The following is a 14,871-nucleotide window of genomic DNA, read 5'->3' as shown; positions in this document are numbered from 1 at the left end:
TGTTACGGATAAGACTGGTGACATGAACTCTTCCTTTCTTCCAGTGATGTACGATGCGCTTGCATCAAGCTCATCGTGAACGGATGACGACTTTGCTCGATCATCTGTGGTGTTCCCGTCTCGACGATTCGTCCATCCTGCATTAAGACGAGTTGCTCCCCATAATGTAAGGCAGGTCCTAATTCGTGGGTGACGAACAAAATCGTTGCCCCGTACTGGTGTTGGTATTCGGTCAACCAGTCGAGTAAACGACGTGTCAAGACGGGATCGAGTGCCGTCGTTAATTCATCCGCTAAAATCAACCGTGGTTTTAAGGCAACGGCAAACAGGATCGCAAACCGTTGCAATTGCCCACCGCTCAACTCTCCTGGATATCGGTCCAACCAGGTCGGGTCCAACTCAAGTGTTCGCAAGACGTCATCGATATAAGGATGATTGATCTTGCGCCCATGTGCGCGATATGTATCCCGTAACATCTGACGCATCGTTAAAAACGGAAGAAACGCATCGGTATACTGCTGTGGTATGTAACCGATATCGAGACCACGTCGCAGGGGTTCGTCCGAGATGACTTCTCCCTTCGACGACATCCCGTCCGGCAATCGATCCAGTAATCGTTTCAGCAAGAGCGTCTTACCGCTCCCGCTCGCTCCGACGAGACAAATGAATTGGTGAGCCGGTAGCGATAGATTCACGTCATGCAGAAGGACGTGTTTCGCCCGAACGTGTAAGCTCCGAATCTGAATCATTTACGTGTCCTCCTTTTTTCTTCATCCACCGCGTCCATCCCATCGTCGCGACGACGGTCAAGACGATGCACGCACCTGGCAAAAGCATGAGCCGGGGTGCCGAACTGAAATAAGGACGTCCTTCGTTCAACATCGCTCCCCACTCTGGCAGTGGTGCTTGGACGCCAAGCCCGATATAAGAGAACGCCGATAAGAATAAGATGACTTTGCCGACATCCAAACTCATTAACACGACGACTTGCCGAATGATAGTCGGAAGGATGTGGCGTCGTAAGATCATCCTGTCTGTTAACCCGTTGATGCGTGCCATGCTGATGTATGGCTTTTGCATCGTCTCGGTCACGAGTGTCTCACTTAATCGCGCGTAGGAAATCCATTTGATGAGTAATATCGCAAAGATCAAACTTTGAGGACTAGCACCAAATAGTCCGGCAATAACGAGTGCTAGAACGGTGTCTGGAAAAATCACGAGACCATCTTCTAACCGATGAATCCACCGCTTGAGACGTCCATCATAAAAGCCAGCTAGACAACCAAGGCAGGTACCGATGCACGCTGTGAGCAACACAGTAAGCAGGCTGAAACCTAAGGATATCAAACCAGCTAAAAAAAGACGAGCTGCGAAATCTCGTCCTAGACCGTCTGTTCCGAGCCAATGCTCGAATGAAGCAGGCTCAAGTCTTTTCGCTACGTTTGTATCAAAAGGGTTGATAAATACGGTATATGAAATAAACAGTAGTAGACATCCTCCGAAAATGAGCCATCTTTTTTTCATGTGTGTGTTCCCTTCTGCCAATCTGGTCGTAATGTTCGGTTCAGCGATCTTATACCTTGATGCAGGACGAGAATGATTCCTGTCGTCAGCAAGATGTACCCTTGAATCAGTGGGTAATCACGTTGTAGGATCGCATCGACCATCAACTTCCCGACGCCCGGGTAAGCAAATAAGACTTCGAGGACGACGACACCTCCAGCAAGACTGCCGAGCGTCAGACCGAACACGGACAGGACCGGTGGCAAACTGCCGCGTAGCGCATAACGCCAAAGGATCGTCCGCTCAGATATCCCACGCATCCGTGCCAATTCGATGTACGGTTGGTTCAGTTCACGGCGTAGATTCAGTCGAATCAATGGAATATAGACGCTCGCAAGCGGAAAGCCGAGTGATAGAGCCGGGAGTATGAGTGACGTCATCCCTTCCCGTCCCATCACAGGTAACAACCCGAGACGGACGGCAAACAGATCGACGAGCAACAGACCGATCCAAAAGCCTGGCACGGCCGCTCCGCTCATGCTAACAAGGTGGGCGAGACGGACGACGCTTTGGCGCGTCGTCAAGGCGCTCCCGACCCCAAGGGGTAAGGCGATCAATAAGGTGATGGTAAGGCCGCCAAGTGCTAGTTCCGCCGTCACGAGATAACTCTCTTGCAACATCTCGATGACCGGTCGCCCCGTCTGTAACGAGTTTCCGAGACGTAAGGTGAGTATGTCTTGCAGCCAACGGACGTACTGGACGAGCATCGGCTGATCGTATCCTAATTCACGGCGCGCGGCCTCGATTTGTTCGGGCGTTGCTGATAATTCATCGATATTCAATAACGTCAAGACCGGATCACCCGGTAGTAACCGTAACAAGACAAAACAACTGAACGTAATGAGTAGAGTGAATAGACTCAGCGATAGCAGTCGATTGACGATCGAACGCATCAATCGGTCACCTGCAACATGTTCGTGATCATGTAGTATTCACTCTTTTCCGTTTTCCATCCTTTGACGCGTTTGCTGTCATAGGCGACGAGTGTTGAAGGATGGAGCAAGAAGCTATTGTAGCGTTTCTCGTCGACATATCGCGCGATTTGCTCCGCAAGCCGTGAACGCCCCTCGATCTGAATCGTTTCATTTAACGTCTCGATCTGTTTCGTCAACTTCGGATCCGCGACACGACTGAAGTTCAGTCCCCCGTTCGGATGATAGGTCGCGTTCAAATAATATCCAGCATCTCCACGCGGCGCTGTCAGATTGCTGTACGTCGCGATATCCCAGTCCCGGTTACTCGCCATGTATTCTTCTGGGACATCGATCTGTTTAATCGTGATCGCGACACCAATCTTTTTCGCGTCATCTTGAATGACTTGGGCGATCAACGGCAGGTCTGGTCGAGCCGCATACGTCAATAACGTCAGTTTTAAAGGACGACCGTCCTTTTGCATCCGTCCGTTTTGTTTTGTATAACCGGCTTGTTTCAGCCATTCCTCAGGCGTCTTCTGCACTTGTTGCGGATAGTTCGGAGCAAATGGGAATGACGATAGGAACGGACCACGCGCTGGCACCGCATATCCTTGGAGGACGTGATCAACGAGTTGCTTTCGATTGATTAAAGCATCCATTGCCTGTCGGACTTCAAGCGATTGCATCGGACCGTTCGCGACATTCATTGTCAACTGATGGACACGGAACGTATCCGTCGCTTGGACTGTCAACCCTTCAGACTTCAACTGCTTGACACTCTCGATTTCCGGTCGATAGACGATGTCCGCCTGTCCGGCACGCAAAGCGTTCGTCCGTGCGCCAGCATCTTCGTTGAAGACAAAATCAACGGAATCAAGTTTCGCTTGTTCTTGCCAATAGGACTTGAAACGTTTTAACTCGACTTTTGTTCCCGGAGCGAACCGCTCGACTTGGAACGGACCGGTTCCCATCGGTTCCTTCGTCACCCCGCTCGCTTTCGTGTCGATGATTGCTGTGTTCGGATTGACGAGTTCCGAGATGAACTCTGGATACGTCGTCTTCGTTTGAATGAGCAGATCGGGTCCGTCCGTTTTGATCGTCTCGATATTCAAGGCATTCTTGACACCTGGATTTTCGTCGATTGAGCGTTCGAGAGACGATTTGACGGCTGCCGCATCAAGTTGTTTCCCATTATGGAACGTCACGTCTTCCTGTAAGACGATCCGCCATGTTCGCTTTCCTTCGTAGTACCATTTTTTCGCAAGCCACGGCTCGACCGTCAATCGTTCGTCATCAAGACGGACGAGCGTCTCCGTCACCCCTGCGCGAAGCGGAACATAACTGCTGTCCCGATGCGGATCGAGCGATTGTGTCGCGAAGTTATAGACGAACGTCAAATGGTTTTGTTCTTGTGGCTTATCAGAAGCAGCACAACCGGCAAGTGTCAAACCGAGGAAGACACTACCGATGAGGCTCGCAGTTTTATATGTAGACATTGTTCTCCACCTTTAATTCGGAATAATTACGTTTTACATCATATCGTAACGATTCCGATTTAACAAGCGTCTTTTCTATTTCTCTATATTGAATTCGCCATCAAAAAATACCGAATCAACTACAAGCGAACAGCTCGTGTGATCCGGTATCGATGTGTGTCATAAGACATGGACGAATTGTTTTGCCTGACGCTCGAGTTGTTTCGCTGAATCAGCCAATTGATCAAACTCACTGACCGTATGTTCGAGTTGACCCGTACTGTCCTTGACCTTAGACGAAATGCGCTCGATGCTGTGCGAAACATCTTCAATCCGCTCAACGATCCCTTCAATGTTGTTCTTGATCTCCCCGATTGAGTGGGACACTTTGTTCGACAGGTTTCGGACTTCGGTCGCGACGACATCGAACCCGCGCCCATGTTCACCTGCACGTGCCGCCTCGATTGCCGCATTCAAGGCGAGCAGATTCGTCTGCGCTGCAATATCACGGATCGTCTTCACGATGTCGGTGATCGAGTTCGCATCCTTTCGTAAGGCAACAAGGCTCGACAGATTCTCGACGGATTCCGCCTCGACTTGTTGGACGGTCGCCAGCACGTTCAGACCGTCCTGACGACCACTCTCCGATTTGACCGTCAAGAACGCGGATGTCTCGTTGAGTTCAGCTGCCATCCGTAAGACTTCCTGTTGGCGAATCGTAATGTCCGATGCAATTTTTGAGACACCGACGACCCGGCGCCCGTCATCCGAATAGATCGGCATATACGTCGCTTCGAGCCATTTTTGTTGCCCATCGGCAGCACGGCGTTCAATCTTGTCCTGATAGGTGATGCCTTGCATCAATTTGCGCCAAAACAACTCATAATCCGGACTGTTGACGTACGCTGGAAAGCAAAGATCACGGTGGTATTTACCGATTAGCTCTTCCACTTCATACCCCATCGTCCGGGCAAACAACTCGTTGACATATGCGACTTTCCGTCGATCGTCAAAGCGGATGATTGCCAGATTTTGCTCGATTGCTCGAATGACTTGTGTGTCGGTGACGTGTGCTGCTTGTTCCTGCATCGACATGCCGATTCCTCCCTGGATTCAAACTCAAGGTCATAATGCTCCTATTGTCATATTATCCCTTATATCGACAGGTTCCTGCCATTTTAAACTGTAATCTAGTAAATAAGATACGATTTTTAATACGCACTCCATCCACCATCGGCGACGACGATCGCCCCGTTAATAAAACTCGCCTCGTCAGACACGAGGAACAATGCCAATTTTGCGATCTCATCCGGTTGACCGGCACGTGGATTGAGTCCCATGCCGAGCATCGCGCGACCCATCCCGAATTCATTCAGGTTCGTCATCGATTGTCCGATGTTCGTCTCGACGGCTCCAGGAGCGATCCCGTTACAGCGGATCCCCTCTCCGGCGTAAAAGAAGGCTGTATTCTTCGTCAAACCAATGACGGCATGTTTGGAAGCGGTATAGGCTGCTCCTGCTCGGGCACCGTTCAGACCGCCAATCGAGATGTTATTCAGAATGACACCACCTTTTACTTCCTTGAAATGCTTGACCGCTTCGCGCATCAGACGCATCGTTCCCGTCGTATTGACGGCGAAAACATGATCCCAGCGTTCATTGGAGATGTCTTCCACTCCCTCCATTCCGTCCATGATCCCAGCATTGTTGACGAGAACGTCCAGTTTGCCGTAAGCCTCAAGCGCTTGTTGGACGAGTTCTGTTGCTGCGTTAGGTTTGGCGATATCACTTACAACAGCGATCGCTTCTCCACCCGCTTCCTTGATGTCAGAGACGACCCGTTCAACAGTTTCCAACCGAATGTCCGCTGCGACGATCCGTGCGCCTTCTTGTGCAAACAATTTGGCCATGGCTTCACCCATTCCTGAGCCAGCTCCCGTGACGATGATCGTTTTACCTGTTAGTCGCATCATGAATCATCCTTTCGTTTATCGTGATACTAATCTATTCACGAAAAAGGCTCTAGTTTAGTCAAACGTCGTGTCGATTCCATGAAAAAAAGACCCGACGATTTTCGTCAGGTCCTGCAGTTAATGCGTTGCAATTGTTTCAATGCGACATCAACGTTGAGCCGGTTTCCGGATTTCTCCGATTCTCGGAACTTGCTCGGATCAAATAATCTAAATTGATGATTGATCCAGTTTTGTCGATAGATTTCGTGTGCTTGTTTTATGATTTCTTCGTCTGACAACTGTTTCATGTCTATTTCCACGCAGTCGAAATCATCTACACCGAACTCGAAACCACAGCATGGACAAATTTCGTTACTCCCCGCAAAGTGTTCATAATATGGTGGATCTTCAAGTTTATTGCATCCACACACAGGACAGATATAATACGGATCGTTTGGTTTCAAAGATACGATGCCTCCTTAGATAATGATCATTCTTTTCTTATATCTATCGTAACCCATCCAACCGTTATTTTAGAGAGGAAGTCATGTTATGAACACATGAAAAAAGACCCGACGAGTTCGTCGGATCTTTTGACTTCCTTATTGCAGTTCGCGGCTCTTTTCTTCTTGTTCGTTGTTCGATTTATTTTTTGCTTCAAATTCAGCGCGTGTCATGACGTCCTCGACGTGCATGTTGACTTCGACGACTTCAAGTCCTGTCATATCACTGATCGATTTTTTGATTTTAGCGACCGTCTCTTGGAAGATTGACGGAATGTTTTTACCGTATTCGACGATGACTTTCAAATCGAGTGCGACTTGGCGTTCGCCGACTTCTGCTCCGATTCCTTTCGTAATGTCTTCCGAACTCCGGAGACGATCCGTCAGTCCACTCATGAATCCACCACTCATTGACAAGATGCCTGTCACTTCATTCGACGCAATTCCTGCGATTTTTTTGATGACTTGATCTTCGAACGTCAATTTATTCTCGCGTACCACTTCGTTTTCAGTTGTTGTGTTTACTTCGTTTGCCATTTGAAATCTCTCCTTTTGAATGTGTAGTTAGATATATATGAATCAGTCCCGTTGAAAGAACTGAATCCACCCTTCGATATCGAGCGCACCATCGCGCCACTTCCCAATCAAGAATCCGATCGCTGCGAAGGCAACGATGAGAATTGTCGGACCAAAGCCAATCGTCAAGAATAAGATGGCGAGGATTAGACCGACAAGTCCTCCGATCAGTCGGAACCGATACGGGTAAAGTGCTTCCCTTGTCTTCATGTTCCCTCTCCTCTCTTAGACGACACGTTCCGATGTTTTTGTTTTCGTGTCACTGATTGTGACCTTCGTACTCGTGACCGGCAACTCGAGTAAGGATTCGACGGCTTGTTTAGCGCGTTCTTGGATATCCTTCGCGATCGTCGGCAGTCCCTCTTGTCCGAAGACTGAGCAGTCGACTTTTAAAGCAACCGTCTCTTTTTTCGAATGGATATCGGCATGGACACGCGGTGTCCGTACGCCACCAACCCCACGAATCGACTCCAGTGCCGTCCGTTCGATCGTTTCCTTCGAAATCGTGATCGTTCCGTCACCCGTTTGAATCAACAGACGTTGACCTTTCGAGCGGCTGAATAATCCTGTGAATAATAGAATGACGAATACGAATGCTAAAAATCCTCCGATGGATAGAACGGTATAGCTATACCATTGCTGATCCTGCCACTGCTCAATCAATGAACTGAGCCGTGGAACATCATACACACCGAGCACAAGCAGCCCGACACTGACGAGTCCGAGTATGCCTATGATGACGAGTAAGAATCGATTGAACCCATTCATCTGCACCTCTCCTTTACGATTGTTAACTTCTTTCACCCAGGTGATTCAACACATGAACTATTATGTGTATGGTGCTTTTATTCCCGTTCATTCGAACCCGAAACATTTAAATACACTTTTGTTAAAATGTTCATATATTCTGATTATTCAGACTATAATTAACGAAATAAGTGGATTATTTACTATATTTAGCGAAAAAAGACCTCTTTCAACTAAAAAGAGGTCAACAATCTAATTCATTTATCATTTCCCGTATACTTCGTCAATATGTTTTTTGAAAAATGATCATTCTACTTCAATCGGAATGGCAAAATAACCGTTTCCTTCTTCCCACCCTGCTCTAATCTGATAGACATATTTTCCACGGGTCGTTGGTAAAGTGATATTTTCTACGTCCTGAAACGTTTTAAGCTTTTTTCCATTTGCAACGGACCATAACTCAACGGCAACAGTTTTTGGATGCGGACCATTTCGAAAAAGAATCGACATCTGTTCTTCCGGTGCAACGCGTTCACCTTGTTTATCCTCTACTTGCTCAACTGGTCCGATCTTTGTATCAGCCGTCTCCCCTAAAAAAATTCCCGACCACGTATACGTTCCTAAGTACACCTTTGCTTCACGATTTTCAATCGTCACGTCAGGTGCTGGTGGTTGATGGCGGAAAGGATCCAGCGAGAAGAGTAATCCTAAACTAATCAGCACTATACCAATAAACGTTTGTTGTTTCACGAGGCAACCTCCTACAAAATGTTTTTAAATCAATAAAAGCGGCAATACCTTTCAGGGAGTACGTTATTCAAAAGGAGGAGTTCAGATGATTCAGGATAAAGTCGTCATCATTACAGGAGCATCAAGCGGGATTGGGGAAGCAACCGCTAAAGAACTTGCAAAACAAGGGGCAAAACTTGTTCTTGCTGCACGCCGGGAAGATCGTTTGCAAGAACTCGTCAAAGCCGTTGAAGCAGAAGGTGGTCAAGCCGTCTATCAAGTGACGGACGTCACGGATCGCGAGCAAGTCGATGCACTCGCTAAGCTTGCGAAAGACAAGTTCGGCTCAGTTGATGTCATCGTCAATAACGCTGGATTGATGCCACTATCACACCTCCACAAGAATCAACAGGATGAATGGAATACGATGGTCGACGTCAACATCAAAGGTGTTCTCCACGGAATCGGAGCCGTCTTGCCGTACATGCGCGAACAAAAAAGCGGACATGTCATCAACATCTCGTCCGTCGCAGGTCACGAAGTCATGCCGTCAAGCGCCGTTTATAGTGGTACGAAATTCGCCGTTCGCGCCATCACGGAAGGTCTTCGTAAGGAAGAATCCGTTGACAATCACATCCGTGCAACGATCATCTCACCGGGAGCGGTCGATACAGAACTGAAGGACCATATCTCGGATGACGAGATCAAACAAGGAATTGGTGACTTAAAAGCCATCGATGCGAGCGCGATTGCGCGTGCCATCGCCTATGCCGTTAACGAACCAGAGGATGTTGCGATCAACGAGATCTTGATTCGTCCAACGGCTCAACGTTAATTATTTGTAGATTTGTAGATTTGTAGATTTGTAGATTTGTAGATTTGTAGATTTGTAGATTTGTAGATTTGTAGACAGGACCCCTCATTAGCCAAACAGCTAACGAGGGGTCCTGTTATGTTTAGAGTAGTCGCTCCGCGATGAGCTGGTACGACTGCAATCGTTTTTCTTGATCAAAGGCATTGTTAATCAGTAAAAATTGATCCGTTTGATAACGGGTTGCTAATGCCTCAAGCTCTTGCGCAACGACATCCGGTGTTCCGACAATCGTCCGTCGGCGATCTTTACGAATCCGTTCTACTTGAACGTCATTCCAGACCTTTGCTTCTGTCGTCGTAAACGACGGAACGATCGAATTCCCGAGTCGGACGCCTTGAATCCAAGCATCTTGCGTCCGAGCGAGCCGTTCGGCCTCTTCTTGTGTCGGGGCACAGATGACGAAGACACAGACGATGACGTTCTTCCCACCTGCCTCGCGATATGTCGAGAGCGTCTCTTCCCAACGATCCGGATTGATGAAGTGACCAAAAACGAGACCACGATCTTGTTCTGCTGCAATTCGCGCACTACGTGGCGACAGACCAAGGATCGAAATCGGTGACGGTTGACGGTCACGCGGTGTAGTCTTGACGATCCGGTATGGGTGTCGATTCGATAAACCGTCTGTTAAGAAACCCGCCGTTTCATTGACGAGTCGACTAAACTCAGCTGCCCGATTTTTCTCTCCATCCGTCAACGCAAGTCGTGTCCGTTCGCTCCCGCCCGGAGAATTACCGATCCCGAGTTCGATCCGCCCCGGATAAAACGCATCAAGCGTCGCAAAGCTCTCGGCGACTTTCAGTGGATGATACTGCGGCAACAACACTCCACCTGAACCAAGCTTGATTTTTGACGTCTTCGCACCCATTCGGGCGATGAACAACTCCGGTGCCGCACTGAGCAACCCGTTCGTATTATGATGTTCGGCGAACCAGTACCGTTCGTAACCGAGTCGCTCGGCTTCTAAGACGAGTCGTTCCGTCGCTTCCATCGTCGCTTCGACCGTATCGCCCTCATGTAACGGCACTTGATCCAGTATTCCTAGTCGCATCACGCATTCCTCCTCTACCCTATCAGTGTAAAGGGTGGAGGAACGGAGTTCAAAAACGAGGCTCAAACTCGCACGAGACGATCTTCGATGATGACGCCATCTCGCATCTCGATCGTTCGGTTCGCCCGTTCGGCAAGTGTCGGATCGTGGGTGACGAACAGGACGCCGCAGCCTTTTTCTTCGTTTAATGACCGTAAGAGATTGAAGATGATTTCTCCCGTATCCGTATCGAGGTTCCCTGTCGGCTCGTCGGCAAGCAACCATTTCGGTTCATGAACAAGTGCTCGGGCAACGGCGACCCGTTGTTGTTGTCCACCGGAAAGTTGCGACGGCAAACTGCCTGCTTTATCGGCGAGACCGACTTGCGCGAGTAACTGCTCGGCGCGTTCTTTTTTATCGTATGGTACTTTTCGACCGAACAAAGGCGCCATGACATTCTCAAGCGCCGTCAGCGTCGGAATCAAATGAAACTGCTGGAAGATGAAGCCGATGTTCTCGAACCGGAAGTCGGATAGTTCTTTGCTGTTTAATTTGTTGATTGGTTTTCCGTCGTAATGCAACTCCCCGCTCGTCGGACGATCAAGCGTTCCGATTAGACTGAGTAACGTCGACTTTCCAGAACCTGATGGACCGATGATTGAGATGAAGTCACCTGCTTCAAGCGTCACTTCGATGTCTTGTAACGCATGTGTCTCGACTCCGTCTCCCGAAAATGATTTTCCCATTTGTTTGCATTGAAATGTTCCTTCCATATGTAAACCCTCCATATATTCGTGATAACGTATTATTCAAGAATTTATTGGGAATTCCTTCTAAATGAAAGAAAATAAAAAACAGCATTCTTGAAGAACAAGAATACTGTCAAGAAACACGTGGTTGAATGGAGACGAAATTTTTACGATAGACGATCTCATACGGTAAAACGAATAATAGACAGGCAAGAGCCGTGAACTGAATCATGCTTCCGGTTGGTGGTAGCGGAGACAGCGATGCATCATGCCACGCTTCATATAGACCGATGAATAGAAATAAGACGACAGCACTCGTCGTCACGTAGATGAGTAGACGAAGGGTTAACGGATAGTGGCGAACAATCCACAACATTGGTAAACCAAAGATAAAATAGGATAACGTCATCGCAAACGTTCCGAACTGATAGACGATCTCAAAGTCGATCGTCGTCAAGAACGAATACGCTGTGAACGCTAAGAACGAAAGAATCGTCACAACAGCCGCATAACTGATCCAGCGCATACGGTTGGGCTCCTCTCCTGAATGTCGTTCCTGTTCGCGCAATCGCGACAGAAACCGAATATGTACAATTAGTGTAGGCAGTCCGATTTCATTTGTCAATTGTCTTCAGATTGACTTATTCAGTCACTAAACGATTGCACTGGAAGCGGATTCATTGAATAATGGAAAAAATGGACTAGGAAAGTGAGGTTTTACCGATGGAGGACCAATTCACGAATTTTCGTGATCGTTTTGAAGCTACTCCTGATCGCCACGAGTGTCTTTCGTATGACGAGGTCGAGTCACGACTGACGTCTTCGAAACAAGCAGCCCTCGCTTGGATGGAACAGACAGGCGGAGAGCCGAATGTCGTAACCCTTGATGGACGATTCGTCATCGTCGACACTGTCAAAGAGAGTCCGTCTGGTCGTCGAAGTGTCTGTCTGGACGAATCCGCTCGGCTTGGTCGAAAGAAAAATGCGCCTGCCGCAAGTGTCGAGTCGATGATTGAGACGCTAGAGGTGCACCTCTTAACACCAGAACAGTATCAAACACTGCAGACGCAGTTTTCGTTTGACGAAAAAACCTCCAGTTGGCTTGCGACGCCGGACGTGATTCGTCAAAAAGGTGGCGCCTTATTCGGAGATCGTCGTTATGAGACGACGTTCATCTATCACAACGGGGCGGATTCCTATTATGCGAGCCGAGGATTTCGTGTCTGCATTGAGCTAGACTAATCAAAAAACACTCTACGATTAAAGTGGAGTGTTTTTTGTAAATTATAGGTAATAAAACCCAATTATGATATGATGGTCGATGAATAGAGGAGGTGGACGTCATATTTGTATTGGGATTGATTGTAGGTGGTCTTCTCATGTTGATCAGTTTCCGGTTATTCCGCCAGCAACAGCCGGATACGATCGCATTGTGTAAAGATATCTTCTACGTGTTCGAAGTGCAGCCGGAATATCGGTTTCGTTATATCAGTCCTTCCCTCGATGACCATATGGGGAAAGGCGTGGCAGCAGCTAGCTACATGGATCCAGACGAGTGTTTCGCGCGGATTCATCCGGAAGACATCGAAGTCTTGATGTCGAAGATTTCGGGCGACTGTGACTACGATCAGCCGTTTCGGCAACGCTGGCGGACGAATGGCGGAACGTACATCTGGTTCGAAGAATATGCGACACCAATTCGTGAAAATGGACAGATCGTTGCCATCCAAGGGGTGATCCGTAACATTGACGAGCAGTTGAAATCACAACAGGCATTGCTTGATCAATACCGGATCGATGCTTTGACACGTCTTGGTAATCGCCATGCCTTCAACGAGGCTGTCCGCACGCTCGATCAAGATAAGACGACTTATGGGTTGATTCTGCTTGACTTGAATGAACTAAAAGAACTCAACGATCGGTTCGGTCACGCGGTCGGTGATGCCTTGCTTGAACAAACTGGACTTTGCATCCGCCGCTTGACAGATCATGGCTACCGGATCGGTGGTGATGAATTCGTCTTGATTGATGAGAGTCCGTCGATTGAGACGTTTGAGGGATTCGTCGAACACGTTCGCTCGACGTTCGCGACGCACGAAATCGGGCTCGCAATCGGTGCCGTTCATACAACAACAGGACGCCGTGTCGACGACGTCCTGCATGAGGCAGATGAACAGATGTATCAAGAGAAGATAAACGAACGCTTAAGTCGTCAGCATGGATTGATGCGCTTGAAGCAATAAGGTGTTAAAGCGTTCCGGTTGATCGAGATTCGCTGTATGCCCCGCTCCCTCGACTGGTAAGACGATGACGTTTGGCACATGTTCCGCAACGAACGCGGTTGCGTCGACTTCGTATGTTTCATTCGTTCCATTTAGGATGATGACCGGCAAGGTGATCGACTGCAGCATCGTTTCCGTCAGTGCCGGGAAACGGAACGTCATCAAATCCAGAACTGCCCGCGCCGTCGTTTTCCAGGCAGGACCATGCAACTGCTCGAATTGGTCGGCAATCTCCGGTGCCTGCTGTTCGAGGTTAAGGAAAAACTCCCGTTGTTCGCGCATCAGCGGTTCCATCGCTTTAGGAATGAATGGTGAAAAACCCGTGATACATACACCTTCGAGTTCGTCCGGTGGGTCGAGCGCCAGTTTCATCGCAAGCGTCGCGCCGAGCGACAACCCGAGAATCCATCCTGGACCTTCCTGTGCCATCCGTTCGCGGATGGCACGTGTTGCTTGTGATAAGTAATCCTCCGTTGCCGGCTCCGTCGTCATTCCGTGACCAGGCAGATCAATCGGAATGAACGTAAAATCATCCGCTAAAGCAGATAGCTGTGGTGCAAAGTGTGTTGCTGCCGTTCCCATTAAACCATGTAGTACATACATACGTGTCATACGGTAAACTCCTTAAATTGATGTAGTGTCAATATCGCGTCTACGATGACGTCCGGACGATCGCGATGCATCAGGTGCGATGTTCCCGGAACGAACGTCACGTTCGCCTGATAGGATAGATTCGCCTGTCGCTGAATCAATTCCTGCCATTTCTCTTCCATCCGCTCCAGTTCGTCTTTTGGAAAACCAGCAGCAATCATCGTCTCGATTGACTGCGCTTTGTCCCGTCCAAGAACGGTCAACGGAACACCGAGATCGCGCATGCGTGGTTGAAGATCTTTCGCATCAGCTTTCCACTGCGAGATGATCGCATGCATCGACCGGTAATACGCCGGGTTCCAATCCGTGCGGTCATCCCCGTCCGGGAAACGGTCACGTAAATCAGTTGCTTTTGATAGTTCTTCGAACCGATCGATCCAGACAGCGTCATCCCCTTCTCGGTCGAGCACTGGTGTATCAAGCTGATCGAGTTCTGCTAAATCAATGGACGTCGCATCCACGAGGACGAGACCGGCGACGCGTTCTGGATGATGTAAAGCAAAAGCTTGAGCGACGAGTCCACCATAGGAATGACCGACGAGTGTGACTGGAGTCGTGATATCTATCACGTTAAGGAACTGGTCGATTTGGCGTAAGATGCCAGTCGTCCCGTCGATGTAATCATTCGACCATTCGTGCGGATGAAAGCTGACGACGCGGTAGTTCGGTGTCAGTTTAGTCAGAATGTCCGCCCAGTCCTGATACGTCCCACCGAGCGAGGGTAGGAGTAACAACGGTCGACCTGTCGAACCGTCATCATAATACGTCACTTGTTTTCCCTGATGTTGCATAATTCGTTCCATTATAATCACTCCTCTATACTTTG

The 14,871-nt window shown here is 48.7% G+C and carries 18 protein-coding genes; 3 read left to right on the top strand and 15 right to left on the bottom strand.

Annotated elements, in window-relative coordinates:
* Window positions 1-2: 2 nt before the first annotated feature.
* From AYO36_RS06565 to AYO36_RS06515, 10 genes are all read right to left on the bottom strand, one after another.
* A complete protein-coding gene (locus AYO36_RS06565; RefSeq protein ID WP_064299852.1) occupies window positions 3-749 on the bottom strand; it encodes an ABC transporter ATP-binding protein in 747 nt (248 codons plus the stop codon).
* A complete protein-coding gene (locus tag AYO36_RS06560) occupies window positions 697-1,524 on the bottom strand; it encodes an ABC transporter permease (RefSeq protein ID WP_064299851.1) in 828 nt (275 codons plus the stop codon). Before AYO36_RS06560 ends, AYO36_RS06565 begins: the two co-directional genes overlap by 53 nt.
* Window positions 1,521-2,456 (bottom strand): ABC transporter permease, encoded by a 936-nt coding sequence (locus tag AYO36_RS06555; protein ID WP_064299850.1) that lies wholly within the window; start codon window positions 2,454-2,456, stop codon window positions 1,521-1,523. The genes AYO36_RS06560 and AYO36_RS06555 overlap by 4 nt, the downstream gene beginning before the upstream one ends.
* Window positions 2,456-3,973, bottom strand: a complete 1,518-nt coding sequence (nikA, locus tag AYO36_RS06550; protein WP_064299849.1) for a nickel ABC transporter substrate-binding protein — start codon at window positions 3,971-3,973, stop codon at window positions 2,456-2,458. Before nikA ends, AYO36_RS06555 begins: the two co-directional genes overlap by 1 nt.
* Before the next feature lie 159 nt (window positions 3,974-4,132).
* Window positions 4,133-5,047 (bottom strand): methyl-accepting chemotaxis protein, encoded by a 915-nt coding sequence (locus AYO36_RS06545; protein WP_231884657.1) that lies wholly within the window; start codon window positions 5,045-5,047, stop codon window positions 4,133-4,135.
* 116 nt (window positions 5,048-5,163) lie between these two features.
* Window positions 5,164-5,922 carry an SDR family oxidoreductase gene (locus tag AYO36_RS06540; RefSeq protein WP_064299848.1) on the bottom strand — a complete coding sequence of 253 codons (759 nt, stop codon included), beginning with the start codon at window positions 5,920-5,922 and terminating at the stop codon, window positions 5,164-5,166.
* A 584-nt stretch (window positions 5,923-6,506) separates the two neighbouring features.
* Complete coding sequence (locus AYO36_RS06530; RefSeq protein ID WP_023468370.1) at window positions 6,507-6,944, bottom strand: Asp23/Gls24 family envelope stress response protein; 438 nt, start codon at window positions 6,942-6,944, stop codon at window positions 6,507-6,509.
* A 42-nt stretch (window positions 6,945-6,986) separates the two neighbouring features.
* Window positions 6,987-7,193 carry a DUF2273 domain-containing protein gene (locus AYO36_RS06525; RefSeq protein WP_035397250.1) on the bottom strand — a complete coding sequence of 69 codons (207 nt, stop codon included), beginning with the start codon at window positions 7,191-7,193 and terminating at the stop codon, window positions 6,987-6,989.
* A 15-nt stretch (window positions 7,194-7,208) separates the two neighbouring features.
* Window positions 7,209-7,751 (bottom strand): alkaline shock response membrane anchor protein AmaP, encoded by a 543-nt coding sequence (amaP, locus tag AYO36_RS06520; RefSeq protein ID WP_064299846.1) that lies wholly within the window; start codon window positions 7,749-7,751, stop codon window positions 7,209-7,211.
* 285 nt (window positions 7,752-8,036) lie between these two features.
* The gene (locus AYO36_RS06515) at window positions 8,037-8,480 is read right to left on the bottom strand and encodes a hypothetical protein (protein ID WP_064299845.1); all 444 of its coding nucleotides are present in this window, start codon (window positions 8,478-8,480) and stop codon (window positions 8,037-8,039) included.
* An 85-nt stretch (window positions 8,481-8,565) separates the two neighbouring features.
* Between AYO36_RS06515 and AYO36_RS06510 the strand changes: the two genes are divergently transcribed.
* Window positions 8,566-9,294 (top strand): SDR family oxidoreductase, encoded by a 729-nt coding sequence (locus AYO36_RS06510; protein ID WP_023468374.1) that lies wholly within the window; start codon window positions 8,566-8,568, stop codon window positions 9,292-9,294.
* Between the two features lie 121 nt (window positions 9,295-9,415).
* Here AYO36_RS06510 and AYO36_RS06505 read toward each other — a convergent pair whose 3' ends face one another.
* The 3 genes from AYO36_RS06505 to AYO36_RS06495 all read right to left on the bottom strand — a co-directional run bounded on the left by AYO36_RS06505 (window position 9,416) and on the right by AYO36_RS06495 (window position 11,638).
* Window positions 9,416-10,384 carry an LLM class flavin-dependent oxidoreductase gene (locus AYO36_RS06505; RefSeq protein WP_082874175.1) on the bottom strand — a complete coding sequence of 323 codons (969 nt, stop codon included), beginning with the start codon at window positions 10,382-10,384 and terminating at the stop codon, window positions 9,416-9,418.
* A 62-nt stretch (window positions 10,385-10,446) separates the two neighbouring features.
* Entirely contained in the window at window positions 10,447-11,136 is a 690-nt protein-coding gene (locus AYO36_RS06500; RefSeq protein ID WP_064299843.1) for an ABC transporter ATP-binding protein, read from the bottom strand.
* Between the two features lie 109 nt (window positions 11,137-11,245).
* On the bottom strand, window positions 11,246-11,638 hold the full coding sequence (locus AYO36_RS06495; RefSeq protein WP_064299842.1) for a hypothetical protein: 393 nt from the start codon (window positions 11,636-11,638) through the stop codon (window positions 11,246-11,248).
* A gap of 197 nt (window positions 11,639-11,835) precedes the next feature.
* Here AYO36_RS06495 and AYO36_RS06490 point away from each other — a divergent pair, with 197 nt between their 5' ends.
* Entirely contained in the window at window positions 11,836-12,354 is a 519-nt protein-coding gene (locus AYO36_RS06490; protein ID WP_064299841.1) for a DUF4256 domain-containing protein, read from the top strand.
* Window positions 12,355-12,491: 137 nt separating this feature from the next.
* Entirely contained in the window at window positions 12,492-13,355 is an 864-nt protein-coding gene (locus tag AYO36_RS06485; protein WP_064299840.1) for a sensor domain-containing diguanylate cyclase, read from the top strand.
* Here the strand turns inward: AYO36_RS06485 and AYO36_RS06480 are convergent.
* Together AYO36_RS06480 and AYO36_RS06475 are read right to left on the bottom strand one after the other, a co-directional pair.
* Window positions 13,317-14,006, bottom strand: a complete 690-nt coding sequence (locus AYO36_RS06480; RefSeq protein ID WP_064299839.1) for an alpha/beta fold hydrolase — start codon at window positions 14,004-14,006, stop codon at window positions 13,317-13,319. The genes AYO36_RS06485 and AYO36_RS06480 overlap by 39 nt on opposite strands.
* Window positions 14,003-14,848, bottom strand: a complete 846-nt coding sequence (locus AYO36_RS06475) for an alpha/beta fold hydrolase (RefSeq protein ID WP_064299838.1) — start codon at window positions 14,846-14,848, stop codon at window positions 14,003-14,005. Before AYO36_RS06475 ends, AYO36_RS06480 begins: the two co-directional genes overlap by 4 nt.
* Window positions 14,849-14,871: the final 23 nt, after the last annotated feature.

Source organism: Exiguobacterium sp. KKBO11, from assembly GCF_001644945.1.
Classification (GTDB): Bacteria; Bacillota; Bacilli; order Exiguobacteriales; family Exiguobacteriaceae; genus Exiguobacterium_A; species Exiguobacterium_A abrahamii.
The sequence above is the reverse complement of the archived record's forward strand: the minus strand, read 5'-3'. Positions and strand labels throughout refer to the sequence as shown.